This window comes from Paraburkholderia sp. FW306-02-B, from assembly GCF_058782725.1.
In genome coordinates this window covers 743,673-768,976 of sequence record NZ_JBYSXZ010000002.1, presented here as the reverse complement: position 1 = coordinate 768,976, position 25,304 = coordinate 743,673, and the positions used below count along the sequence as shown (strand labels likewise).

At 61.0% G+C, this 25,304-nt stretch carries 23 protein-coding genes and 2 pseudogenes; 8 read left to right on the top strand and 17 right to left on the bottom strand.

All coding sequences use genetic code 11. From position 1 onward, the window contains the following. Window positions 1-222 precede the first annotated feature (222 nt). Complete coding sequence (locus AC3WOG_RS24430) at window positions 223-1,650, top strand: aminotransferase-like domain-containing protein (RefSeq protein ID WP_492580475.1); 1,428 nt, start codon at window positions 223-225, stop codon at window positions 1,648-1,650. On the opposite strand, the gene AC3WOG_RS24425 is transcribed toward AC3WOG_RS24430, so the two are convergent. The 7 genes and pseudogenes from AC3WOG_RS24425 to AC3WOG_RS24395 form a co-directional block, all read right to left on the bottom strand. Next, complete coding sequence (locus AC3WOG_RS24425) at window positions 1,634-1,873, bottom strand: hypothetical protein (RefSeq protein WP_492580474.1); 240 nt, start codon at window positions 1,871-1,873, stop codon at window positions 1,634-1,636. The two genes, AC3WOG_RS24430 and AC3WOG_RS24425, sit on opposite strands and share 17 nt — an antisense overlap. A gap of 45 nt (window positions 1,874-1,918) precedes the next feature. Then, the gene (moaA, locus tag AC3WOG_RS24420; RefSeq protein WP_492580473.1) at window positions 1,919-3,022 is read right to left on the bottom strand and encodes a GTP 3',8-cyclase MoaA; all 1,104 of its coding nucleotides are present in this window, start codon (window positions 3,020-3,022) and stop codon (window positions 1,919-1,921) included. Window positions 3,023-3,266: 244 nt separating this feature from the next. Beyond that, on the bottom strand, window positions 3,267-4,178 hold the full coding sequence (locus tag AC3WOG_RS24415; RefSeq protein ID WP_492580472.1) for a bestrophin family protein: 912 nt from the start codon (window positions 4,176-4,178) through the stop codon (window positions 3,267-3,269). 38 nt (window positions 4,179-4,216) lie between these two features. Next, window positions 4,217-5,224, bottom strand: a complete 1,008-nt coding sequence (cydB, locus tag AC3WOG_RS24410) for a cytochrome d ubiquinol oxidase subunit II (protein WP_492580471.1) — start codon at window positions 5,222-5,224, stop codon at window positions 4,217-4,219. 4 nt (window positions 5,225-5,228) lie between these two features. Further along, the gene (locus AC3WOG_RS24405) at window positions 5,229-6,617 is read right to left on the bottom strand and encodes a cytochrome ubiquinol oxidase subunit I (protein ID WP_492580470.1); all 1,389 of its coding nucleotides are present in this window, start codon (window positions 6,615-6,617) and stop codon (window positions 5,229-5,231) included. A gap of 35 nt (window positions 6,618-6,652) precedes the next feature. Then, a complete protein-coding gene (locus AC3WOG_RS24400; RefSeq protein ID WP_492580469.1) occupies window positions 6,653-8,929 on the bottom strand; it encodes an FdhF/YdeP family oxidoreductase in 2,277 nt (758 codons plus the stop codon). 193 nt (window positions 8,930-9,122) lie between these two features. Next, window positions 9,123-9,353: pseudogene (locus tag AC3WOG_RS24395) on the bottom strand (encapsulin); the annotation flags it as partial. Between the two features lie 397 nt (window positions 9,354-9,750). Between AC3WOG_RS24395 and AC3WOG_RS24390 the strand changes: the two are divergent. After that, a complete protein-coding gene (locus AC3WOG_RS24390) occupies window positions 9,751-10,425 on the top strand; it encodes an HAD family hydrolase (protein WP_492580468.1) in 675 nt (224 codons plus the stop codon). Here AC3WOG_RS24390 and AC3WOG_RS24385 read toward each other — a convergent pair. Continuing rightward, window positions 10,422-10,799: a TraR/DksA family transcriptional regulator gene (locus AC3WOG_RS24385; protein WP_492580467.1), complete on the bottom strand. Its 378-nt coding sequence runs from the start codon at window positions 10,797-10,799 to the stop codon at window positions 10,422-10,424. The two genes, AC3WOG_RS24390 and AC3WOG_RS24385, sit on opposite strands and share 4 nt — an antisense overlap. Window positions 10,800-11,051: 252 nt before the next feature. Between AC3WOG_RS24385 and AC3WOG_RS24380 the strand changes: the two genes are divergently transcribed. Further along, window positions 11,052-11,498: an SRPBCC family protein gene (locus tag AC3WOG_RS24380; protein ID WP_492580466.1), complete on the top strand. Its 447-nt coding sequence runs from the start codon at window positions 11,052-11,054 to the stop codon at window positions 11,496-11,498. A 322-nt stretch (window positions 11,499-11,820) separates the two neighbouring features. On the opposite strand, the gene AC3WOG_RS24375 is transcribed toward AC3WOG_RS24380, so the two are convergent. The 5 genes and pseudogenes from AC3WOG_RS24375 to AC3WOG_RS24355 all read right to left on the bottom strand — a co-directional run bounded on the left by AC3WOG_RS24375 (window position 11,821) and on the right by AC3WOG_RS24355 (window position 16,549). Continuing rightward, entirely contained in the window at window positions 11,821-12,807 is a 987-nt protein-coding gene (locus AC3WOG_RS24375) for a M14 family metallopeptidase (protein WP_492580465.1), read from the bottom strand. 31 nt (window positions 12,808-12,838) lie between these two features. Then, a complete protein-coding gene (locus AC3WOG_RS24370; RefSeq protein WP_492582429.1) occupies window positions 12,839-14,185 on the bottom strand; it encodes an MFS transporter in 1,347 nt (448 codons plus the stop codon). Window positions 14,186-14,364: 179 nt separating this feature from the next. Continuing rightward, window positions 14,365-15,273 carry a LysR substrate-binding domain-containing protein gene (locus AC3WOG_RS24365; RefSeq protein WP_492580464.1) on the bottom strand — a complete coding sequence of 303 codons (909 nt, stop codon included), beginning with the start codon at window positions 15,271-15,273 and terminating at the stop codon, window positions 14,365-14,367. A 117-nt stretch (window positions 15,274-15,390) separates the two neighbouring features. After that, window positions 15,391-15,497: pseudogene (locus AC3WOG_RS24360) on the bottom strand (IS110 family transposase); the annotation flags it as partial. 218 nt (window positions 15,498-15,715) lie between these two features. Then, window positions 15,716-16,549: an SMP-30/gluconolactonase/LRE family protein gene (locus tag AC3WOG_RS24355; protein WP_492580463.1), complete on the bottom strand. Its 834-nt coding sequence runs from the start codon at window positions 16,547-16,549 to the stop codon at window positions 15,716-15,718. On the opposite strand from AC3WOG_RS24355, the gene AC3WOG_RS24350 reads away from it, so the two are divergent. After that, the gene (locus tag AC3WOG_RS24350) at window positions 16,548-16,739 is read left to right on the top strand and encodes a hypothetical protein (protein ID WP_492580462.1); all 192 of its coding nucleotides are present in this window, start codon (window positions 16,548-16,550) and stop codon (window positions 16,737-16,739) included. The genes AC3WOG_RS24355 and AC3WOG_RS24350 overlap by 2 nt on opposite strands. A 142-nt stretch (window positions 16,740-16,881) precedes the next feature. On the opposite strand, the gene AC3WOG_RS24345 is transcribed toward AC3WOG_RS24350, so the two are convergent. Continuing rightward, on the bottom strand, window positions 16,882-18,111 hold the full coding sequence (locus AC3WOG_RS24345) for a LysR family transcriptional regulator (protein ID WP_492580461.1): 1,230 nt from the start codon (window positions 18,109-18,111) through the stop codon (window positions 16,882-16,884). A gap of 143 nt (window positions 18,112-18,254) precedes the next feature. Here AC3WOG_RS24345 and AC3WOG_RS24340 point away from each other — a divergent pair, with 143 nt between their 5' ends. The 4 genes from AC3WOG_RS24340 (at window position 18,255) to AC3WOG_RS24325 (ending at window position 22,710) form a co-directional block, all read left to right on the top strand. Continuing rightward, the gene (locus AC3WOG_RS24340; protein WP_492580460.1) at window positions 18,255-19,106 is read left to right on the top strand and encodes an amidohydrolase family protein; all 852 of its coding nucleotides are present in this window, start codon (window positions 18,255-18,257) and stop codon (window positions 19,104-19,106) included. A gap of 35 nt (window positions 19,107-19,141) precedes the next feature. After that, the gene (locus tag AC3WOG_RS24335) at window positions 19,142-20,053 is read left to right on the top strand and encodes a substrate-binding domain-containing protein (protein ID WP_492580459.1); all 912 of its coding nucleotides are present in this window, start codon (window positions 19,142-19,144) and stop codon (window positions 20,051-20,053) included. Window positions 20,054-20,120: 67 nt separating this feature from the next. Next, window positions 20,121-21,479 (top strand): C4-dicarboxylate transporter DctA, encoded by a 1,359-nt coding sequence (gene dctA, locus AC3WOG_RS24330; RefSeq protein WP_492580458.1) that lies wholly within the window; start codon window positions 20,121-20,123, stop codon window positions 21,477-21,479. Window positions 21,480-21,669: 190 nt separating this feature from the next. Beyond that, the gene (locus AC3WOG_RS24325; protein WP_492580457.1) at window positions 21,670-22,710 is read left to right on the top strand and encodes a porin; all 1,041 of its coding nucleotides are present in this window, start codon (window positions 21,670-21,672) and stop codon (window positions 22,708-22,710) included. A gap of 195 nt (window positions 22,711-22,905) precedes the next feature. Here the strand turns inward: AC3WOG_RS24325 and AC3WOG_RS24320 are convergent, their stop codons facing one another. The 3 genes from AC3WOG_RS24320 to AC3WOG_RS24310 form a co-directional block, all read right to left on the bottom strand. Then, entirely contained in the window at window positions 22,906-23,346 is a 441-nt protein-coding gene (locus AC3WOG_RS24320) for an SET domain-containing protein (protein WP_492582428.1), read from the bottom strand. A gap of 157 nt (window positions 23,347-23,503) precedes the next feature. After that, a complete protein-coding gene (locus AC3WOG_RS24315) occupies window positions 23,504-24,124 on the bottom strand; it encodes an ANTAR domain-containing response regulator (protein ID WP_492580456.1) in 621 nt (206 codons plus the stop codon). Next, the gene (locus AC3WOG_RS24310) at window positions 24,121-25,296 is read right to left on the bottom strand and encodes a transporter substrate-binding domain-containing protein (protein ID WP_492580455.1); all 1,176 of its coding nucleotides are present in this window, start codon (window positions 25,294-25,296) and stop codon (window positions 24,121-24,123) included. The genes AC3WOG_RS24315 and AC3WOG_RS24310 overlap by 4 nt, the downstream gene beginning before the upstream one ends. Window positions 25,297-25,304: the final 8 nt, after the last annotated feature.

Sequence of the window (25,304 nt, the reverse complement as noted above, 5' to 3'; positions counted from 1 at the left end):
CGCATCGCAAGGTCCTGGCGTCGGGACCCGGCACCGTGCATTCAATGGAGGAAAGAGTAAGACCGGAGCGTCAGTCGCCGAGTGCACAGATCGGACCGGCTCGCGTCAGTACAGTTCTGCTACGATCTCGGCACCGGGCGACGGCATGTCGGCGCGAACCCGCGCAAGCCATGAGGGCGGCCGGTACAACATGCCGCAGCGACGCGTCAGGGGAATCGTCCGATGAATCTCTATGAGAAGCTTGCAGACGATATCGAGAGGTTGATCCGGCAAGGCGTGTACCGTCATGGCGAACGCCTCCCGTCGGTACGGCAGACCAGCCAGCAGCATCGGATCAGCGTCACTACGGCTATCCGCGCGTATTTGTTGCTCGAAAGCCGTGGCCTGGTGACGAGCAGGCCCCAATCGGGCTATTTCGCTAACTTCCGGAACGACGAGGGCGAGCGGAAGACGCTCGAGCTCCGGCCGTCGAAACCGATCCCGATTTCGTCACCGGTCGACGTCAGCCGGTTGGTGCTCTCGACGCTGCGCTCGATCGGTGTCGACGATGCGGTGCCGCTCGGTTCGCCCTATCCCGACCCCAGCCTGTTTCCTTTCGAAAGGCTCAACCGATACGCCTACGACGCGGGACGGGGCAAGGCGCTGTGGGGCGTGACGGACGCGCTACCGCCCGGCAATGCGAAGCTCGTGCGCCAGATCGCGCGTCGCTACCTCGAGAACGGCATGGCGATCGATCCGAACGAGATCATCATCACGGTCGGCGCGACCGAGGCGATCAATCTCTGCCTGCAGGCGGTCGCGAAACCCGGCGATGTGATCGCTGTCGAGTCACCGACGTTCTACGCGATGCTCCATGCAATCGAACGGATGGGCATGAAAGCGATTGAGGTGTCGACTCATCCGGAGCACGGCATCGATATTGAGGCGCTTGCTGCGATCGTGGAGTCGCAGCCTGTCACCGCCTGCATGATCATGCCGAACTTCCAGAATCCGCTGGGTTTCCAGATGCCCGACGAACGCAAGCGCGAACTGGTCCAGTTCCTGACGAAGCGGGACATTCCGGTCATCGAGAACGGTGTCTACAATGAACTGCACTATGACGGCACGCACCCGAGCACGTTGAAGTCCTTCGACACGAAGGGGCTGGTACTTCATTGCGGTTCTTTCTCAAAGACCCTCACGGCAGCCTACCGGATCGGCTGGGCGTTGCCGGGCCGCTATCGCGATCAGGTCGAGAAACTCAAGTTTTTGAACACATTGACCTCGCCGTCGATTCCTCAACTGGCGATCGCGGAATTCCTCGAGCGCGATGGTTACGAGCATCACCTGCGAAAGGTTCGGAAGGCGTATGCGCAGCAGGCCAATCTCATGAAGGCGATGGTTTCGCGTTTCTTTCCCGATGGGACGCGCATGTCCAACCCTGCGGGCGGATACGTGCTGTGGGTCGAACTACCGCCTAAGGTCGACGGGATGCGGCTCTATAAACTTGCTCTCGAGCAAGGCATCACCATCGGGCCGGGCTACATGTTCTCGATCTCGGAAGCGACCTATCGGAACTTCATCCGCCTCAATTACAGCAGCCCATGGTCGAGCGAAATCGAGCAGGCGGTGATTACCGTCGGCAAGCTCGTCGCTATGTGCGCCCGCTAGCGGCACGCTGACCGCTGCCTGAGCTCCCCACGTTTGGATTGCGCATGATCGGCGCAATTTCCGACTGGATATCGATCGGCTGGTGCTGGACTCGCACTTCCAGGCCCGATGCGACGGCGACCTGCGCATGCGTCGGACCGCTTGCAGTATCGTCGACATACGGGGCTTCAGGGTGTGCCCGATCATTGGGCGGTGTGGCGGTTCGTTGGAGCTGTGTCGTCATGGCGGCTCTCCAGTCTGTGCCTGCTTCGCAAGAGTTGGCCAGGCGTCAGCCGCCGACCAGCGACATGCGGACCGTTGGGTAGACTTTTCCCGATCCCGGCCTGCGCTGTGTCGAACGAAGCTCGGAGTAACGGTCGTCGCGCTGGAGCCACTGGCTGCGAACGGCCACGGCCAGTTGCTCGATTGAGGCGGTGTCAGTGAGCCAGGGCCTGAGGTCCGTGCCATCTGTGGCGAACAGGCATGAATAAAATTGGCCGCCGGCCGATACGCGGGCGCGCGAACACGTCCCGCAGAACGGTTGCGATACGCTCGCGATGAATCCGACTTCGCCTGCACCGTCGGCATGGCGATAGTTGACGGCGGTGCCCGTCTGTTCACGAACGGCTATGGGGACCAGAGGGAACGCCGATTCGACGATGTCGCGCGTCTCGCGAGCCGTGATCACCTTCGTGTTCGACCAGCCGCCCGCGCCGCCAACGTCCATGTATTCGATGAAGCGCACGGCCACGCCGGTGCCTTTGAACAGTCGGACGAGCGGCAGGATCTGGCTGTCGTTCGCGCCTCGCTCGATCACGGCGTTGACCTTGATCGGCTCGAGTCCGACCGCGCGCGCTGTCTCGATGCCGTCCAATATCCGCGACACAGGCAGGTCGACGTCACTCATCCGGCGGAACACGGCGTCGTCCACCGCGTCGAGGCTCACCGTCACGCGGCCAAGGCCGGCATCGCGCAACGAGCGCGCCTTCGCGGCAAGCAGGGAGCCGTTTGTCGTGAGCGCGAGCTCCATCGGTTTGCCGCTTACGGTCGTCAGTTTCGCAAGCTGTTCGATCAGGGATTCGAGCCCACGCCGCAAAAGCGGTTCGCCGCCGGTGATGCGTATTTTCTCCACCCCGAGTAGAGCGAACGCGCTCGCGAGCTTAACGATCTGCCCGAACGACAGGCGTTCTGAAGACGGTAGGAATGGGTAGTCTGCGCCGAAGACGTCGCGCGGCATGCAGTAAGTACAGCGGAAGTTGCATTGATCGATGACGGACAGACGCAAGTCCCGCAGCGGACGATCGAGCTTGTCGAGGGTGGGCGTGGCACCGCCGACGGATACGCGATCGCGGGCTGCAATATCTGCGAGTATTGGCTGGTCGATGATATTCACGATCTATCCGATGGTGGGCAGCGTGCGGTGGGGCAAGGAGCAACGGCAGTCATCGTTCTGATCGGAAGCGCGCCGGCCCGTGAATGACCTGCTGGCAGGATAGTGCGTCGGTCCTGCGTAGGGGACGCACAGTCTGTGCCGAATTCCAGGAGTACAGTTTGTGCGCCGCATCTGGTGCGTGGCGGCCAGGCAACCGACGCGCGTACCGCTGAGCAGGATGACCGGATGCGTCGATAGACACACCTTAAGTCAGTTGATAAGAGCGCAGTGGTACAACCTCGTCGGGAAGTTCACATCCGCACAGTTCGAGAATCGATCGTTCGATGTTGCGGGTCATGGCGTCGAGCGCCAGCGCATTCGGCGCGACACTGAACGGCTCGGCGACTTCACTGGCAATCGCTTCGAGCGCGATTAGCGTATAAGAAATGAAAACACAAAGAAGAGGTGTGAAGAACTCCGTCGAATCGACGAGACCGAACGGCAGCAACACGCAATAGGCGTAGACGGTGCGGTGAAGCAACACACTGTACGCAAACGGAATCGGCGTGGAGGCGATACGTTCACATCCTCCAATCGTCCTGCCCAATTCGTTGATCTGCGCGTCGAACATCCAGAGCTTCGTATCCGTTGCCAATCCCCGATCGTGCAGATCGGCGAAGTCGCGGCGAATCTCATTGAGAAGCGCAACCGGTTTGTAGCAGGTGTGCCGCAACGCCTCGGTTCGCGTGCGGCCGAGAAAACGAAGGAGATCCGCAGTCGGGTCGGTCCCGCGCAGTTGGTGCTTCAGCGCATAGACGCACGCAATCAGGGTATGGGCCATGTAAAGCTTGTCAGCGCCCTGCGGGACATAACACAGCCTCTGCGAGGTCAGCGCGCGCGCCGAGATCAAGAGGCTGCCCCAAAGATGGCGCGCCTCATTGAACCGCTCGTAGCTTGCGTTATTGCGAAACGCAAGGAAGATCGCGAGAGCAAGGCCGAATAACGTGAAGGGCGCCGTATTAAGCGGAATCTTCTCGCCGAAAATGCGTCCTTGCGTCACGACAGCGAGACTGCTGACAATCGCCATGAAAGTCAGCTGCGGAATAATCGACTGCAGCACGGAGCCGTTCCAGACAAACAGCAATTTGAACCAGTTTTGCCCTGGCCTAACAATCATGACGTGCTCTTTTTAGTGTACTGACTGCGCCGTCACCATCAGTGGTAGCCGGCGTCCCCTTCCCGCACCTTGCCCCGGAATACGCGATACTGCATGACATTGTAGACAAGGATAACCGGCAGCACGATCACTGTGCCGACCAGCGCAAACAACTGGCTCGAGTGGCTCGACGAGGCGTCCCAGATAGTCAGGGACGGCGGCACGATGTACGGCCAGATGCTGATGACCAAGCCGGTGTAGCCGAGGAAACAGATTGCGAGCGTCAAGAGGAACGGCATGGCTTCGTGTTGCAGCCGAATAGAGCGGAAGATGCCCCAGACGCAGAGAATCACAAGTATCGGCACGGGCAAAAACCATCCGAGATTGCCGCTTCCAAACCAGCGCTGCGCTACGGCAGGCAATCCAACTACTGTCCACAGGCTGACGATAGCAATAGTTGCCAGAAGGACGCTCACGAGCGGCCGCATTAGCTCTCGCATCTTGCGCTGCAATTCCCCGTCCGTCTTCAGAATGAGCCAGCCACAGCCGAGCGCCGCATAGGTCATGAGTACGCCGATGCCGCAGAACAGGCTGAACGGAGAAAGCCAGTCGAACGGGGCGCCGGCGAAGCGGTTGCCGACGATCTTGATGCCTTGCAGCAGTGACCCCAGCACAATGCCCTGGCAGAGCGCCGCGAGCGCCGAACCGCCGATGAAGGCGAGATCCCAGGCGTGCTGGGTCCGGGTGGCCTTGGCACGCAACTCGAAGGCCGCCCCGCGGAAGATCAGGCCCACGACCATCAGGATCAGAGGGAGATAATTCGCGGGCAGGAGCGTCGAATAGACCACCGGGAACGCGCCGTAAAGCCCGGCGCCGCCAAGCACGAGAAACGTCTCGTTACCGTCCCAGACCGGTGCGATGGTATTGAGCATCACCTGCCGATCGCCTTTTGCCTCGAAAAACGGAAACAGCAGGCCGATGCCGAGATCGAACCCGTCGAGCATCACGTAGATAAAGACACCGAGTCCGATAATGATGGCCCAGACGACAGGAAGATCGATTGGCATGGCGTTATTCTCCTTCCAAAGCGTCCAGTGCGCGGTTGTGCAATCCCGGGTACTTCATCGATTCGCTGCTTTCGAGGCCCGCCGCCGGGCCCTTCTTCATGATCTTCAGCATGTAGTAGACACCCATGCCGAACACCAGGAAATACACCAGTACAAAGATCAGCAATGAAACGCCCACTTGCTGGGAGCTGATCGGCGAGACGGAGTCCACCGTCCGCACGACGCCGTAGACTGTCCAGGGCTGGCGGCCCACTTCCGTCGTGATCCACCCGGCCAGCAGCGCCAGGATGCCGGACGGACCCATGCACAACACGAACCATTGATACCATCGGGTCTCGTAAAGTCGGCCGCGCAGTCTGAGCAGCAGGCCGATGAGCGCGGTCAATAGCATCAGCATGCCGAGACCCGCCATGATCCGGAAGGTCCAGAACACGATGGGCGAATACGGGCGATCCTCAGGCGGAAACGCCTTCATGCCGCGAATCTCGCCGTCCCAGCTATGCGTCAGGATCAGGCTGCCGAGATGCGGTATCTGGAGCGCGTATCGCGTGACCTCCGCGTCCATGTCGGGCAGACCGAACAGGTTGAGCGCGGTGCCGCCGTGCTCGGTTTCCCACAGCCCTTCGATGGCCGCGATCTTCACAGGCTGATATTCACGCGTGTTCAGTCCATGCGCGTCACCGACGAAAATCTGTATCGGCGTCAGCAACAGCAGGATCCACAGCGCCATCGAAAAGCTGCGCTTGACCGGCACGTCGCGCCGTTCATGGAGCAGGTGCCAGGCGCCGCATGCGGCGACGATGAAGGCCGCCACGATGAACGCGGCAATCGTCATGTGCGCGAGCCGATAGGGAAACGACGGGTTGAAAATCACTTTCAGCCAATCGACAGGGACGATGCGGCCATTTTCGATCGCGTATCCCTGCGGCGTTTGCATGAAGCTATTCGACGCGAGAATCCAGAACGTCGAAATCAGCGTGCCGACCGCAACCATCAGCGTCGCGAAGAAATGCGCACGCGGACCCACGCGATGCCAGCCGAACAGCATGACGCCGAGAAATCCGGCTTCGAGAAAGAACGCGGTCAGCACCTCATAGGTTAGGAGCGGCCCGGTGATGTTGCCGGCAATCAAGGAGAATCCGCTCCAGTTGGTGCCGAACTCATAGGCCATCACGACGCCGGAGACGACGCCCATCCCGAAGCCGACCGCAAAGATCTTCGACCAGAACAGGTACATATCCTTGTAGGCCTTGTCACCGGTCAGCAGAAAGCGCCACTCCAGCACGGCGAGGAAGCTGGCCATGCCGATGCTGATCGCCGGAAAGACGATATGAAACGACACCGTGAACGCAAACTGCAACCTGGCGAGATGAAATGCGTCGAAGATTTCCATGATGAGTCAATAGCTCCAGGTGACGACGGCATGCGTCAGTTCGTCGCTGCGCGAACGACATGAACTGGAACAGACTTGTAAGAGGGCGTACCGCTCTCCTTGTCAATGTAGTCGAGCGGAACCAGAACGTTTGCTTCCGGGTAATACGCCCCCACCGAACCCTTCGCGATGTTGTAGATGATCGCGGTCAGGTTCTTCATCCGAAGCTGCCTGCCAGAGGTCACCGTTTCGATGTCCACCAGATCGCCGTGTTCGATTCCGTACGTGGCCATGTCCGCTTCGTTCATGAACAGGACGTCACGCCGCCCGAATACGCCTCGATAACGATCGTCCATGGCATAAATGGTGGTGTTGTATTGATCATGGCTACGGAGCGTGATCAGACGCAGCACGTTTTCCGCACCGAAGACGTCGGCGTCCTCCTTCACGCCGCCGTACACCGAGAACATCGCCTTGCCCGATGGGGTATGCCATTGGCGCTCTGTCGGCGGAAGTGGTAGCCGGAATCCGCCAGGCGTTCTGATGCGCGCGTTGAAGTCTTCGAATCCTGGAACGGTCTGCTCAATCAGATCCCGGATCCTGTCGTAGTCGGCGATAAGCTCCATCCACGGCAGCCTGGTGTTCGGCAATGTGGCACGCGCCATACCCGCGACGATTGCAGGTTCCGAACGCAAGTGCTCGGACGCCGGCGTGAGCTTCCCGGCCGATGCGTGGACCATTGACATCGAGTCCTCCACCGTGATCGATTGCCGTCCTCCCGTCTGGATATCGAGCTCGGTTCGGCCGAGGCAAGGGAATAGGTACGTTTCCTTCGAGACCAGCAGGTGCGTACGATTGAGCTTGGTGCCGATATGCACGCCCAGGTCGAGTTTGGCCATCGCGGGGAAGGACTGTTCGGAGTCGGGCAAGGCGACGGCAAAGTTTCCGCCCAGACAAATGAGCGCCTTCGCCGTGCCGTCGATCATCGCCTGCATGGCCTGGACCGCATCGTGCCCATGATCGGACGGTGGCGTGAAGCCACACGCGTTCTCAATCAGCTTGAGGAACTCCTTGGACGGCTTCTCGGTAATGCCGACGGTACGGTTGCCCTGAACGTTGGAGTGCCCCCGCAGCGGGCAGATGCCGGCCCCGGGCTTGCCGAAGTTGCCGCGCAGCAGTAACAGGTCAGCAATCAGGCGGACGTTGGCTGTGCCTTTGTTGTGCTGTGTCACGCCCATGCCGTAGGTGACGATCGTCGCGTTCGACTTTGCATAGGCGATGGCGACGTGATCGAGGTCCGCGCGCGTGAGGCCGCTTGCCTTTTCGATGTCGTCCCATGAGGTCGCTTCGAGGTCTGCGGCGAAGGCATCGAATCTTTCGGTATGCGCCGCAATGAATTCCTGGTCAAGAACGTTCCCCTGCCCGGCCTCCATCTGGAGCAACGACTTCATGATCCCCTTGAGTGCGGCCGCGTCGCCGCCCGCGTCGACCTGGAAATAAGTCGACGCAATCCGGGTCGACCCAAAGGTCGCCATCTCCATCATGCTCTGCGGATCGGCGAAGCGCTCTAGCGCGCGCTCGCGCAGCGGATTGAACACGATGATCGGGACGTCGCGCCGCGCTGCTTCATGGAGCGTACCCATCATGCGCGGGTGATTCGTGCCGGGATTGTGGCCGATCGAAATGATGAGTTCCGCCGAGTCGAAATCGTCTAACGAAACCGTGCCTTTGCCGATGCCGATCGATTGCGGCAGGCCCACGCTGGTGGGCTCGTGGCACATGTTCGAGCAATCGGGGAAATTGTTCGTACCATATTCGCGGGCGAACAACTGGTACAGATACGCGGCTTCGTTCGAGGCGCGCCCCGACGTATAAAACTCGACCTGATCCGGTGATAGCGCACGCAGAATCTCGCCGATGCGCGCAAACGCATCCTCCCATTCGACGGCGCGAAACGTATCAGTCGCACGGTCGTACACGAGTGGATGCGTGAGCCGGCCCATGTCCTCCAGTTCGTAGTCGGTCTTTTGCAGAAGCGACGTGACGGTGTTGCCAGCGAAAAATTCCGGCGGAACGCGCTTGGTGGTCGCTTCCCACGTGACGGCTTTCGCGCCGTTTTCGCAGAACTGGAACGTGGAGCGGTGCTCCTTGTCGGGCCATGCACAGCCGGGGCAGTCGAAGCCGTCGGGCTGATTCGTCCGCATCAACGTAATCGGCGCCTCGATGCTTTCCATTTGTGTCCGGACGGCTTGCGCTGTCGCCCGGAGCGCCCCCCAACCTCCAGCGGGTCCTTCATACGGTCGGATTCCCGGCACTTCGCGTCGCGTGGTCATATGAGACTCCATGAACTGCCCCAGGGGACCTGGAGACTATCTTGCTTGGGAGATACGCCGCATCACGGCGTAAGGCTTAAATTGCGTTTCAGTCTAGTTGGGTTGAGACGCCGCGAAAGGTACAGATCGAGCGGTGGCGGGCGTGCACAGTCAACGGTGCCCGGCTGGGAGTCCGTACGCCGTCAGCGCGCAGTCAGCGATTAAGCAGCGGCGTCTCGCGCAGATAGCGGAGCACTACCGTGTCGGTACGGCTCGCGTAGCCGAGATCGACAGGTCTTCGCCAAGATGTAGTTCGAAGTCGCCGCCGCGCATGGACAGCACGCTGCCGCCTTCGAGCGCGGGCGCCCAGATGATGTCGCCGCACGATCCGCTTGATGGGCTCGATGACCGGATCACCCTGATCGCGTGCCTCGTCGAGCGCTGTGCTTTGAGAGAGCCAATATTCAGCGCGTGCATAACCTGCTTCCCAGCAAACAGAACTTGAGCGCGGGTGGCATAACGAAACCCCAAATACGTCCTTGAATTCTATGGATGGATCGTGAATAAGGGAACGTTGGTTTTTCCGATGATAGGCATTGGTGAAATGCCGCCAAAGGCGTGCCGCGAAGACCGGCGAACGGGTTGGCTATGTGATGAGCGAGCGTATGACGAAGCATCTGGCGACGCAGGCATTGTTCCGTGCGGTCACGTCGCAGTGTCACACAGTGAGCCAAAACATCGAGATATGCTACAACCGCCAACGCACCCAGACCCGTCTCGACCACGTGGCATCTACGCGGCGCTACTTTTCTTGACGGAAGCAGTTATCGAAGGAGCCCATTATGCGAATTCAAACATCATTTCTATTCGATCTCGACGGAACGCTCGTTGATAGCGTTTATCAGCACGTGCTGGCCTGGAAAGAGGCGCTCGACAGCGAAGGCATTCCGCTGTCGGTCTGGCGAATTCATCGCAAGATTGGCATGAGCGGCGGCCTCTTTACTGCCCAGCTTCTGCGGGAAACGCACCATGAGATCAGCGCCGAACTGGGCGAGCGGCTTCGTTATGCCCATGCTGCCGCCTATCAACGATTGCGCGCCCAAGTGTGCCCGCTGCCGGGCGCTCGAGAACTGCTCGACGCGCTGACGCAGGCCGGAACCCCGTGGGCGGTGGCGACCAGCGGCCGCATGGAGACCGCGGCGCTCAATCTGGAGGCGCTGGGTGTCGATCCAGCGAAAGCCGTTGTCGTGACACGCGATGACGTCAAATACGCGAAGCCGGACCCGGACCTGTTCATTGCGGCAGCGGAGCGCCTTGGCGTACCGATCGAGCAAGCGGTCGTAGTGGGCGACAGTATCTGGGACATGCTCGCCGCCCAGCGATGTCGCGCGCTGGGCGTAGGGTTGCTGTCAGGCGGATATGGCACCGATGAGCTGGAACGCGCAGGCGCACTACGCGTCTACGACGATCCCGCCGACCTGCTGGACCACCTGGACGAGGTTGCCGCGCGGCCTTAGCGGGACTCACGGCTACGCTGCTCCTCAACGGTGAGGCTAGCCTCAGGAGTTGATTCGAGCCGGGCTTTCGGTATCGGCTGACCACTAGCATCGGAGAGACCATAGGTACCATCCGCGATCTTCTGCAGCGCCCGCTCGATGTCTCTGAGGCGCCGGTGGTTCAGGTCACGTAGCGCCTGGCTGACCTCACGCTGCGCCATTCCTTGCGCCTCGTCCTCGAGCTCCTCGGCCTCGTCGCCATGCTGCTCCTGCGCCGTCCGCTCGTTTGCGAGCGTATTTTCCCCTCCGCCCAGTAGTTCCCGGCGCAGTGCCTCAAGGCGCTTGCGCTGCTGCGCGATGAACGCCTCGCTCAAAGTGACCTGGTGCCCAGACATTGCTCCCTCCTGCGCCATGGTTGACGTGCGATTCGACAAGTCAGCGAAACGCAGGTGTCATGGACCAGGCTCGCGGACTATCTATTCAAGGTTTCGACGATCAAACGGTGTAGGTCATCATGCACCCAATTCCTGAGCGGGTGAACTTACCGGTGCCTACGGGTTTTTCCTGGTCTTAACCTATGTCGATACCGGCGTCGCCGAATCGTCGTAGGAGTATGTTCAACTTCTCTAGTGAAAGGCGAGCACACCATGACTACCGGAACCGTCCGTCTCCAACGCGTCTTGCGCGCTACTCCCGAACGCATCTATCGAGCCTTCCTCGAACCCGATGCGATAGCGAAGTGGCTTCCTCCCTACGGGTTCACCTGTCAGGTCCACCATATGGATGCCCGCGTTGGCGGCACTTACAAGATGTCCTTCCGTAACTTCGGCACCGGCAATAGCCACTCGTTCGGCGGCGAGTACGTCGAACTGGTGCCGTTCGAGAAGATCCGCTACTCGGACCGGTTCGACAACCCGAACCTGCCCGGCCAGATGCACGCCACCATTTCATTGCGGCAGGTATCGTGCGGAACCGAGCTCACCATTGTGCAGGAGGGCGTGCCCGAGGTCATTCCTGTAGAGATGTGCTACCTCGGCTGGCAGGAGTCGCTTGTTCAGTTGGCAAAGTTGGTCGAGCCCGATATTCCTGACTGACGACGCCGGCACAGGTATGCACGCCGTTGCCCGAGGCCGCCAGCGACGGGGGCATTGCACGCCAGGGCGTCGTTCACGTCCGCGCATCGCAGCACAGCGCCATCCCTTTATGGATCGCCTCTTGCGCTGCGCTCGAAAAGCATCGATATGGCGTCGCCCCACCAAGGCCGATGCTCGTGCTCGGCGAAGCGAATGGCAACGCGGCGGGAATCGGTGCCGCGCTTGTGCCGTTGAAGGAATGTTTCTTCGAATGAATAAGGCTGCGAGATTGCACGCGGTGTGTTCCGCTTGTTCGCGAAGCGCCGGCATAGCCTCTCTGAAATCACGCCGAGTCGTCCATCTTGCCGAGCCTGACCACGGTGACTCCCTTGCTGAGATGGCGCAGAGACGGCTGCAACAACACGCAGTTGTCGTAAGGAGTGACGATCCGGCGCGCGCCGTCGACGGCGATCAGCGTGCCTGCCTCGGCAATCACTTCCATGCCGCGGAAGTCATCGGTGAAGCGGAAGTCCGTCGAGTCCGCCGCGACCGCGTGAGTCACGCGGATGCATTGTGGCCGTAGTGGTGAAGCCGACTTCATCCATGGTGCGACAGACGCCGAATCGATCACGCCGGTGCTTGTCAGGAACCGGCATACAGCATCAAGCGCAACGTCCCGGCCCGCTTTCTCAAAATGCTGTCCGCATTCGATCAGCAGCGCGTTTCTGTCGCTGTCCGGATCGCCGAAGCCGCCATAGTCGCGCAAGCGGCGCCCTGCGGCATGGCCTTCGTCGATCATCAGATGAGCTGGCGCCGCCATCTGCCGCGCTAGCGCTACGCCCTTCGCGAGCGGGCCAGTGAGAATCAGGGGCGCCGACTTCTCGTGCATCGAATGAATGTCGAACAGAAAGTCCACGGTATCGATGAGCGGACGCAGTTCACGCGCCCGGCGCAACTCGAGATTGTCGTCCGGTCCGTCCAGCCTTTCAGGCGCCCACAGGCGGTTCATGTCTTCATCGATATAACGCGTGGCGTCTGGATCGGCCGGATCGAATCGGTCGTACGCCGCCACGTTCGCGAACGACAGCGTCAATCGTCCCCGGCTCGGTCGCAGGCCCGAAGCCAGCAAGATGTCGAGCGCTATTGCACCGCACATCTCGTTGCCATGAGTGAGTGCGTTGATCATCACGTGTGGGCCGGCCACCCCACTGTCGAAACTTTGGACATAGTCGATACCGTCCTGACCGGTCCGCCAGCGGCGAATATCAGGCTTATCCAGCTCGATCGGATAGCTCGGCAACGTGGCGCGAAGCGCTGCTAGTGTCGTCATTTTTAGTTTTCCCAAAGAACGTGTCGTCGCGTCAGTCGGTGCCGTGCCGAAATGCGCTGCGGCGGCGCAGCAGCCACAACGCGGCGAGGCTGATCAACGTTGTAGCCAGCACGTAGAAACTGGGCGATGTCTTGTTGTGTGTCGTTCCGATCAGCCAGGTCACGATCAGTGGCGAAAAGCCGCCGAAAATCGTCACGGACAAGTTGTAGCTCAGCGCCAGTCCGGTGCCTCGGGTACGGGTTGGGAATATCTCGGAGAGCAGCGCCGGCAAGGGCGCGAGAATCGCCGCAAGCAGCACGCCAACGATAGCCTGGGTCACCAGCAGCGTCGCAAAGGTCGGATACGCGACCATGGTGGAAAACATCGGATACGTGGACACGGCGATCACGATCATCGCGATGGCAATCACGCGGATGCGCCCATATCTGTCCGACAGCAAACCAAAAAACGGGGCCATCACCATCAGCATGACGCCGGTTACCATCGTACAGACCAGCGACGCACTCGTTGCGATATGCAGCTGCTTAACGGCATAGGTGGGCATATACACCTTTTGCACGTAGCTGAACGCCGTCACCGCCACCACTACGCCCGCACCGAGCAAAATACCGGGCAAGCCGATCGTCAGCGTATCGCGTAACGGAGAAACCTCGCGTCGATCGCTTCGGCTAGTCGCCTGCAGCGCAAGGAACTCTGGCGTTTCCGGTGTATAGCGACGGATGTAGAGGCCGATCGGCCCGATCAGCAAACCGAACAGGAAGGCTGCTCGCCAGCCCCAGGCATCGATCTGCTGCGTGCTGAGCGTATAGGTCAGTACCGTACTAAGACCGGCGGCAAGGACGGTCGCGAGACCTTGAGTCGATGCTTGCCAACTGCCGTTGTAACCCAGCCGCTTGCCATCGGCGTGCTCGACCATGAAGGCCGTCGCGGCGCCGAATTCGCCGCCAGTGGAAAATCCCTGCAGCAACCGCGCGACGATCACGAGCGCGGGGGACCACAGTCCGATACGCGCATAGGTCGGTGCGAGAGCGAGCATCGCTGTGCCGATCATCATCAGCAGGATGGACCAGGTGAGTGCAGCCTTGCGCCCTGCGCGGTCCGCATAGCTACCCAGCACAATGGAGCCGAGCGGCCGCATGATGAACGAGATGCCGAAGGTGCCGACGGACAGCATCAGTGAAGTCCAGTCGTCGCCGGTTGGGAAAAAAAGCTTGCCGATGGTGATGGCGAAATAGCCATAGATCAGCAGATCGTAGTATTCGAGCGCGTTTCCGACGCTCGCCGCCAGCACTGCGCGCCAGGCGGCTGGTCGCTGTGACGTCGCGGTGGTGTTAAGCAACGCGTCCTCTGGACGATCCGCGTTGTCGCCATCTTTCATGCCGAGCGTTCTCGCGAGCATGGTTCTCTCCTCAAAGTCTCCCCGCCAGGTTTGTCCGTCTAGTCGGCGAGGGGTTCGAAGGAGTCTATGGAGCGCAAAAAGACCGTCTGTGCCGTTTTGGCACAAGGTCGGGCTACTTTGAGCAACCGCCGTTGCGTACGGGTGGCGAGCGTTTGTTGCTAGCCCAGCCGCTGTGCGTTGGAGATGGCAAGCTTCCAGACCTCGTCCAGCAATGCGTTCTGATTGCTGCGTACGCGGTACATGCTGATGTCAACGCGGATGTTCCATTCCTTGACGCCCGCAAGACACAACGCGCCAGCGCCGAGGTCGTTCTTTACCAGCCGGTGCGGCAGCCACGCCATGCCGAAACCCCGCAAGGCCATTTCCTCTACAGCCTCATAGAAATCGGCCTGGAACACGGGCGTTAGAAAGGCTTTCTGGTCAGCCGCTGCGAGATGACTGTCGAGGATTTGCCGAAGCGTCAGGCCGCGGGAAAACGCAAGCCATGGCAACGGCGAGCCGGCCGAACCGGGCAGCCTGAAACGCGGATGTCCGCGCTTATCGGGAATGCTGACCGGTACAAGCGTCTCGCTGTCTAACCGGCAGTGGTCGTATTTCCGCGGATCGAGCAACGCATCGGCCTGCGGACTCGCATAGGATATGAGCAGGTCGGTCGTGCCGTCGGCGAGTTCCAGCACGCCTCCCTGCGTGCCACCGGTCGTCACGCTAATCGGAAAAGGGCCGCGCTGCTCATACAGGTCCTGATACCAGCCCGGTACGAACGTGCGCGCAAGGGTCCTGCCCGTACCGATTTTGAGCGCGACCGGGAGTTCGACTTCACGCAGTAACCAGCGTGCTTCATTCAAGTCATCAATGGCATTGGACGCAGCATCCAAAAATAGCCGCCCAGCTGGCGTCAAGGCGACCGGCTGCACGCCGCGGTCGACCAACGCTGTCCCCACCCATTCCTCTAGCGCCCTGATGCGTCGACCGAAGGCCGGATGGGTAACGCTACGATTTTCGGCTGCACGGCTGAAACTGCGCGTCTTTGCCAGTTCCCTGAAATCTTCCAGCCATTTGATCTGCATGCGCGCTCTTTGCCGGTTTCAACTGCACTCGATAATTCGCATTATCCAGTAAATCGAACTAGTCGCGAGCCAGTGCATCACGCATGCCGTCCCACGGTACCAGTGTGAAAGTCCCGGGTGCTGCCGTATCAAGGCTTCCATGACTACGGTGCACGGTTGCAAAGTGGCGAAGAACTCGACCAGTTGCTTGCGCGGCCCACCTGCCTGCGAAACACGGCTTTGCCGTGCCGATAAGGAAATACTCCGCAAGCGTAACCCGCTCGTGGGGCGGGGGTGGCCATCCTTAATCCGTCGACTGCTTTCTGAAGGTTGCAACACCCCAACCATCACCTCGACTCACTCTCAGCAACTTGACAGAGCCGAGTAGCCCTCTGTCGGCGGGATACATCGTCATGCGGCGAGGTTCGACTTTCCCACAAGGCTCATGGTGTTACTCCCGGAATCAGCCGGCGTATCGCGGCTCCGGCAAGCCCCGCGCGCCCAACCCGGAGACGGCGAACAGCCCGCCCTTGTTCTTTTCCTTCTGCGGAATACCCCAAATCGGCCGCCCCATCGTCGTGACGTAGAGCACGTCGAGGTTCGGACCACCGAACATCACGCTCGTCAGGTTGCGCACGGGAAACGGCACAACCCGGTCCAGCCTTCCGTCCGGCGCGAAACGCAGGATGCGCCCACCGAACACGAGCGCACTCCAGACATAGCCTTCCTCGTCGACGGTCGCACCATCGAATGTACCGGCCATCTCGCGTGCTGACGCGAACACGCGCCGGTTCGTCGCCGCGCCCGTTTCGATGTCATAGTCGTACGCGTACATCAGTTTCTCGTAGGTGTCGGTGAAATACAGCGTTCGGTTATCCGGGCTCCAGCACGGTCCGTTCGAACAGCTGATGCCGCCATCGAGCCGGGTCACCGATCCATCGGTATCGAGCCGGTATAGCGCGCCGCTGCGCGTCGGACGCTGGCCACGATCCGCGTCGTAGCGGTCGTGATCGTAGGCCATCGTACCCGCGATGAAGCGGCCGCGCCGGTCGACCTTACCGTCGTTGAAGCGTGTCTCGGCTTCATCGCGCTCCGGGTCGGCGATCAGCCGCACGGTCTGCGCATCGAAATCGTAGAAATGCAGGCCGTTCGCCAGCGCGACGATCGCACCGCCCTGCTCCCTCAGCGCCATCGAGCCGATGTGGGTCGGCGCGAAGTAGCGCCGCACATCGCTGCCGTCGGCACGGCAACTCGCGATTTCCGCGGCGGTGCTGTCGATCCAGTACAGGCGCGGCATGATGCCCGACGCCGGATGCGAGCGTCGATATCGGCTGCCGGAGCAACTTATCTCCCTGCCTTCGCTATATGACGACAGAGGTGTGGTGCGCGGCGGCGAGTCGCACTGGAAGATGTGGGCGAAGTTCGCGCAAATCACTGCCCCCGACGAGTCCATGGGCCACCATTTCGCGCATGCGATGACCGCGTAGGAAGCGGCGGTCGACGACATGGGGGTGGTGGTCGGCGCACCCGCTCCAGCGTTATCCGCACAGACTGCGTAGAAACCTTGGAAGCATTGTTGGAACATGGCTCCCGACGCGGGGAAAATCAACCGCACGTCATAGCCTGCGGTCAGATTCGAGACGCACATTCCTCGCGCAGATGCTCAACAAAGGCCTGCTGGACGGCGGTGCCGAGCCAGTCGGTACGCAAGGTATATCCGACCGCCCGGCTTGCCTCAGGCGTCTCCAGCTCCAACGCGACCATCTCGCTCCCCGGATAGGCCTCGCGAATCTGCGCACGCGACAGGAGCGTGATGCAATCGCTTTCCACCAGCATCGCTATCATCATCGCGAGCGAACTGGTCTCGACCACCAGCGGCGGCTTGACTGGCAGCCGGGCGAAGAGCGAATCGATCACCGCGCGTCGCGGCACATTGCGCTGTGGCACGACCCAGTCGTAATTGGCAAGGTCGCGAGCCGCGACGGTTTTCTGCCCGGCCAGTCGATGTCCCTTGCGGACGGCCACCACGTAAGGGTCGGCAAACAGCTCCGTCTCCTGCACGGACCCCGTGAGGCGGGGCTCGCGCAGCCCACCGATGATGATATCGATCGCGCCAATGCGTAGTTCGCGCAGGAGACGCGCATGGGAGCCTTCATCGACTGTGACGCGCGCAGCAGGATAGCGGTTGCGCAGTCGCTGAATGGCGCGCGCGACGAGGCGTGGCGGCAGTAACGGCAAGACGCCGATCGCCACTTTCCCGGTGAGCTGCCCGCGGGCGTATGCCAGATCCTCGCTCGCCTGCGCGATTTCGTAGAGCGCCAGACTCAGACAACGCGCGAATTCGATGCCTGCGGGATTGGCCGACACACTGTGCACACGCCGCCGGTAAAGCGACACGCCGACATTCAGCTCGATCTGCCGCGCCGCCCGATGCACAGCCGGCTGCGAGATGCCCAATAACCGGGCGGCCTCTGCCGCCGATCCCGCATTTGCAATCGCGACGTGGCAGCGCACCTGCGTATCGGTCAGATGGCGGCAAATCTTGCCCACGTTCGCTGCCGTCGATTGGCCAGTCAGGCTCGCAACCGCACGCTCCATCTGGTCGAGCATGCGACGCACGCGCCGTTGCAGGATCACGCCCTCCTCCGTCAATTCGCTGCCGCCGAAACCGCGCTCGAACAGCTGACCGCCGAAACTCGCTTCCAGCTTGCTGATGGCGAGGCTCACCGCAGGCTGCGTGCGCCCCGAGCGGGCCGCCGCCTGTCCTATCCCACCTGCTTCGCACACTGCATCGAACAGGAAGAGACGCCTTAATCGCGTCAGATCGTCATCCGATGACGTACGCTCGATTACACCCATCGACTCTCCTGAGTTGCTATGTAAAAACCCGTAGCTTAACCATAATTTATGCCTATCGGCGCACTTCATATTGAGGGCTTCGACTACATCTCACTTACAGTAACGCCCATTCGATCAAGAAGTTTCCAGTCAGGAGCACGTTCATGTCCGTCGTCATTGACACGCACACTCACGCAATTTCCCCAGATAAACAACGCTATCCTCTCGCGCCGGTCGGCGGTCACCAGTCGGAATGGTCGGCGAAGCGTCCCGTCAGCTTTGAAGGCCTGCTCGCGTCGATGGACGAAGCCGGCATCGATCGTGCGGCGGTCGTCCAGGCCTCGACGGTGTACGGCAACGACAATAGTTATGTGGTCGAAGCGGTGCGCAGCCATCCCGGCCGCTTCGCAGGCGTGTTCTCGGTCGACGTGCTGGCAAGCGACGCCGTCACGCGGATGCAGCGCTGGCTCGACGCAGGCCTCTCCGGGCTGCGCCTTTTCACGACCGGCAGCACGATGCCCGGCCAGGCGGGCTGGCTCGACGACGAACGCTCGTTCCCGGTGTGGGAATACGCACAGCGCCACAACGTGCCGATCTGCCTGCAGATGACCGCGCAAGGCATTCCCGCGCTCCTGAACATGCTCGCGCGCTTTCCGGAGATCCGGGTATTGCTCGATCACCTTGCACGTCCCGAACTCGCCGGCGGTCCGCCGTACGAAGCGGCTGCACCGCTCTTCAGCCTCGCGTCGCATCAGGGCGTGTATCTGAAACTCACGAACCGCACGATCGCCGAAGCCGCGCGTGGCGCCTCGACGCCCGCCGCCTTCTTCCCGCGCGTGCTCGACGCATTCGGCGCGCATCGCATCGCGTGGGGTTCGAATTTTCCGGCTGCCGAAGGCGCGCTGCCGCAACTGCTCGCCGATGCCCGCGAGAGTCTGTCGATGCTGCCCGCCGATGCGCGCGAAGCGATCTTCGGCGGCACCGCGCGCACGATTTATCCGGCGCTCGCCGCTTGATACGTCCGCTTCGAACGAAACAGGAAAACACGACCGTGAGTACCTCTACGCAACCGCTGCGCCTGAAGACAGCGCTGAAAACCTATCCGCACACGCGGGCGCTGAAAGCCGGCGAACTGACCGACCCTGCCGTCGAATTCGTGTTTGAGGACGTCGAACCGATTCACCGCGCATTCGCACCGATGGCGCGCCGTCAGGTGTACGACGTCAGCGAAATGGCAATCGTCACGTATCTGCAGGCGAAAGCCTACGGCAAGCCGGTCGTGCTGTTGCCTACGGTCGTGGCCGCGCGCTTCCAGCAAGGCTGCATTATTTATAATGCCCAGCGCGGCAAACTCGATGTCGGCACTCTCGCGGGCAAGAAAGTCGGCGTACGCGCCTACTCGCAGACCACCGGTATGTGGGTGCGCGCCATTCTCGCGCAAACCTACGGCGTACCGCTCGATCAGATCGAATGGGTCACGATCGAAGGCGCGCATCTGGAGGAGTATCGCGATCCGCCGTTCGTGCACCGCGCCGAACCCGCCAGGCAACTGTTGTCGATGCTTCGCGCGGGCGAACTCGATGCCGCCATCCTCGGCAACGATTTGCCGGACGAGCCGGGGCTCGAACCGCTGATCGACGATGCGGCCGCCGCCGACCGTGCGTGGTACGCCCTCCATCGTTATGTGCCGATCAATCACGTCGTCGTGGTAACGAAGGCGCTGGCCGACACACAGCCGCACGCCGTGCGTGCGGTGTATGACCTGCTGTGCCGCGGCAACGCATCGGTCGCCGCGGAGAACGCCGGCAAGCCGGACAAGCTGCTGTTCGGCTACGACGCGCTCCGCGGTCCGCTTGAGGAAACTCTTGCGTTCTGCGAGCAACAGCAGTTGCTGCCGCGCACGCTAAGTGTCGACGAAATCTTCGCCGATAGTCTCGCCATTCTGGGCGACGCCGCGCGCTAACGCCGCATCCGTCCGTTCACCATTCTTGAGCGAACCCGAGTTCGCCGCCGCTTGACAAGGAGACACCATGAGCTTGCCCGGCAAGTCCGCCGCCACGAAACCCAAGGCACGTCAGCCGTTCTATCGCGACCTGTCCTTCCAGGTGCTGGCCGGTATGGCACTGGGCGTCGCCACGGGCTACTTCTTCCCGAAGTTCGGCGTCAATCTGCAGCCCGTCGGCGACGCCTTCATCCGCATCATCCAGATGCTGATTGGACCGATCATCTTCTGCACCGTGTGCAGCGGCATCGCGGGCGTCAACGACTTCAAGAAGGTCGGCCGCGTGGCGGTCAAAGCGCTTTTCTATTTTGAAGTGGTGACCTCGCTCGCGCTGGTGCTGGGCCTCGTGGTAATTAATCTGCTCAAGCCCGGTGTCGGCATGAACGTGGACATGCACGGCGTGCACTCCGCCGCCGTCGACGCGTACGTCGCGAAAGCGCACCACGTCGTCACGATGAGCGAATTCCTGCTGAATGTAATTCCGCACACGGCGATCAGTGCGTTCGCCGGCGGCGACGTGCTCCAGGTGCTGTTCTTCTCGGTGCTGTTTGCATTCGGCCTGGCCGCAATCGGCGAGCGCGCACAGCCGGCGTTGAACCTGATCGACGCGGTCTCGGGTTCGCTCTTCTGGGTCATCGGCCTGACGATGAAAATCGCACCTCTCGCCGCGTTCGGTGCGATCGCCTTTACGGTCAGCAAGTTCGGCTTCGGCACGCTGCTCTCGCTCGGCAAACTCGTACTCGAGTTCTATCTGACCTGCGCGCTCTTCATCGTGCTGATCCTCTGGCCGATCGCGAAAGTCAACGGCTTCAGCCTGCTACGCCTGATGCGCTACATCGGTGCGGAGTTGCTGCTCGTGATCGGCACGAGTTCATCGGAGACGGTTTTCCCGCAACTGATCGACAAGCTCGAACGGCTCGGCTGCGAAAAATCGGTGGTAGGTCTGGTTCTGCCGACAGCGTACACGTTCAATCACGACGGCACGTGCCTGTATTTCGCCGCAGCGGCCGTGTTCCTCGCTCAGGCCACCAACACGCCGATGAACTGGCACGACCAGCTGGTACTGCTCGCCGTGTTGCTGCTCACGTCCAAGGGCGCGGCAGGCGTGTCCGGCGCGGCGATTGCCGTGCTGGCAGCGACACTCGCCGCATCGAACACGATTCCGGTCGAATCGATCGCCCTGATTCTCGGCATTCACAAGGCGATGTCCAGCGCCTTCGTGTTCACCAACATCGTCGGCAATAGCGTGGCGACCATCGTGGTGGCGAACTGGGAAAAGGCGCTCGACCGCGTCGCGCTACGCCATGAACTGAAAACCGGCTTCAAACCGGTGGACCCGCCGCCGGGGCGCCTCAACCAGACGAGCAGCGGTCAGGCAGGCAACTAACGACATATGGCCCAGGGCCGGCAGCGCGGGATGAACGACCGCCGCCGGCTCAGAACGACCGCCGCCGGCTCAGCCAGAAATCGATAATCGGAGTTGGAAACATAAATTTACTTAGTCATACGAATCTTGTGGCGAGGCTGTGCCATCGCTATAAGGTTCACAACACACGACATCAGATCGGAGACATTCTATGAAAAGAAAGGTTTGGAGAACCCTCGGAGCTGGATTATCGGCTGCGGCCGGCGCGCTGTGCGCAATGCCCGCACATGCGCAATCTAGCGTTCAGCTATACGGTACGGTGGACGGCGGCGTCCGTTACCAGACGAATGCGGCAAAGGGCGGTGGCACGGTGGTGACGATGAATTCGAACGGCTACTACAGTTCGAACAAACTCGATTTCCTCGGAAAGGAAGACCTTGGCGACGGCTGGGACGCGCACTTCCTGCTGGAGAGCGGCTTCAACCTCGGCAACGGGCAGTTCGACAATACCACCGGCACGGAATTCAACCGGCAGGCGTTCGTTGGCGTTGGAAACGCAAAGTACGGATCGCTCGACCTTGGCCGTCAGTACACGATCTCGCACGACATCATCAGTATCTACGATCCGTTCGCCTTCCACTTCACGCCGATCCTTCCGTTGACGACCGCCTCGGACGGCACGCGCAACAACAACGACGTCAAGTACAAGAACGTCTTCGGTCCGTTGCTGTTCGAAGTGGACAACTCGTTCGGCGGCGTCGCGGGCGATTTCAGCAGCGGAGCGACGCGCGCAGTCGGCATGAGTTATAGCGCGGGTCCGGTTAGCCTCGGTGGCGTGTACGGGCATCGCAACATACTGACCGGTACTACCTACGTCGGCGACAGTTATTACATGGCCGGTGCCGCCTACAGGATCGGTCCGGTACGACTGTCGGGCGGCTTCATGTCCGAGGATCTGCAGAATCCGGCCGCACCGCACCAGGTGACAAACAACGCCTTCGGCGGTATCTCGTGGACCGTCACGCCGAACATGGTTTTCGATGGCGGCTACTACCAGACCACCGTATCGAACGACAAGGCCAGCCGCCGTGGTCTGTCGGTGCTCTCGTTCGCCTATCTGCTGTCCAAGCGCACCACGCTCTACAGCGAAGTCGATTACACGTCGTACAAGCACGCGGTGGTCAGCACGCTCAACCCGGCCGGCACGTCCAGCCAGACAGCGGTCACCGTCGGTATCGACCACCTGTTCTAGTACGTCGGATTCACACCCTGGCGCGCGTGATTCGACTTCGCCGGAAGCATCCCGCATCGACAGCGGCGGTTTCAGCGCATCGCGATGGAAAGCCACATCTGCGGCGCTCCTGACAATGCCATCGGCAGAAGGCATCGGCGCGTCGCTGCTTTTCAAATTGGCGTGGGTGCCCCTGCACAGGATCAACAACGCTATTCACGCGACATCCGCCAGCATCGACTGACGACAGCCCGCAGCGGAACACCGGCACGCATATTGGGCCCGGACGTCCTCATCCAGCGGATCGTCAGTCGCCAGCAGGTATTCAATAAAAAGTTCTTCGCCCGCCTCGATTGGGCGGAGCGTGTGGATGAAGATGCGGCCAACGTCCTCGATGGTCTCGCAGTTCGGCGCGCATGCGTGGTTCAGCCATCTCGCGCTGTTGCCGCCGCGGCTGCCGTCGATCACGCGCCCATTCGACAGCCCAAAAAGGAAGGTGTGCCCGGCGACGCCTTCGCGTCGATGCCGGCGCACGGCTTCCCGCCAGCTAATCAATTCGCCTCGGTATTCGAGCACGCGCTCACCTGCTGCGAGCGGCCGCATTGCGAACACGCCCTTCCCGTGAACTGACGACCGCCTGACGATCACGCGCCGCATACTGTTCCTTTGACTGATATTCGCGTCAGTATAAGAGCAGCAAATTTCCGCTTCCACTGTTTCATGATATGCGATTCGTGGCCGGGAGGTGGACTCGTTGGCGGAGTTGAACTGGGCGACGACGCGCACGAAGCGCGCCCTTTAGCGTCCCTATCACTTAAGGCTTCGATCCCTTGGTAAGACCCAGTTTTTCCATTGCCTCATGCGCATCGATCACCAACGTAGCGATCTCGCCCACGGTGACCCGCAGGTTCGTCGCGCGTGAACGAATGTGCTCATAGGCTTCGTTTTCGCCGAGCTGATGCGCCTCCATCAGAATGCGTATCGCCTTCTCGATGTGGCGTCGCGCCTTGATCGCTTCCTCGAGCTTGGCGATCTTGCTATGCAATCGTTGCTGATAACCGGAAGCCGCGCGTGCGAGTACGAGGGTGCTTAGAATGCCGGTAGAACGGTAGGGCTTCGTCATCACGCCGTGCGCCTGCGAATCCACCAGCATCTTGAGTACCGTTGGATTTTCGTAGTCGGACAACGCGATCAAAGTTGCGTCGGTGTCGGCCGCACACCAGTTTCCCGCGCTGCGGGTTTCCGGGCCGACGAGAAAGAAAATCGCGTCGACATCGGTGGGCAGTTGCGACGGAAACGGCCAGAGCACAAGCACCGGACAGCCGATGCGGCGCAACTGCTCTTCCAGAACATTGCGGTCGTCGCCCGGCGGATGAATCACCAGGACACGCAGCGTGCGTAGATCGTCGAACAGACGACGGGCCCACGTGCTCATGTCGACTCTCCGTCGAGCCAGAATTCAGCAAATCCGTACGAAGTCAGATAGGGGTCGGGTTTGACCGGGCTCCGTCCCTCCCAGACGATGTCGAACGTGCCGTCCGGACGGCACACGGCAATGCGCGGCGTCAGAATCGCATGATTGTTCTCCGGGTCGATTTTCAACACTCCTTCCGGTGAATCGAATTCGACTTGATGCACCGCTTCCACCAGCTTTGCCGTATCGAGACTTCCACTGCGTGCCAAGGCCAGCGCAAAGAGATGCACCTGGTTGTACGCCATTTCCGACCACATGCTGGCCGGCTGATCTCCGAATCGCGCCTGCCACGATTTCAGGAAGCGCTGGTTACTCGCGTAGTTCAGCGTGTTCACGTAACTGGCCGAGACGATGTGGCTGCCGCACAGTTCCGGGCCGATCATCCGCGTTTCGCCTTCCGTCATCGTCAGGCTTGCGATCGGAATCCGCGCGGGATCAATGCCGTGTTCGCGATACAGCTGATAGAAGGCACGCGCGCCTCGCCCGATCAGCGTCGAGAAAACCACGTCGGGCTCGACGGCCTTGATCTGCCGCACCACCTCTTCAAGAGCTGCCGGTTCGGCATCGCTCGGCAGATAGAGTTCTTCGACGATTTCGCCACCATGCTCCTCGACCATGTCGCGCATGATCCGGTTCGATTCTCGCGGATAGATGTAGTCCGCGCCAATCAGAAAAAAACGGCGGCCATGATTGCGCAGCAGATACGCGGCCAACTGCATGCTGTTCTGGTTCGGCACCGCGCCGGTGTAAATCACGTTCGGCGAATATTCGAAACCTTCGTAAATCGAGCAGTACCACAGCAAGGCATTGTTGCGCTCGATCACCGGCAGCACCGCCTTCCGGCTCGACGACGTCGAACAGCCGAATATCACCGTCACGTCGTCTTCCTGCAGCATCCGCGTGGCAAGCCGGCGATATTCGTCCGGATCGCTCTTCGGATCGTAGACGACTGGGTCCAGCAGACGTCCGTCCACCCCCCCGGCCGCATTGACTTCTTCGATCGCGAGGGCGGTGCCGAAAAAATGCTCCGACTCGGTCGCGGAGGTCACGCCTGTGCGCGAATACAGCACACCGACGCGCCATCCGTCGTCCGCCTCGCTCTGATTGAGCGGCCGTCGCGGATTTGCGTCCATTCTGCTTC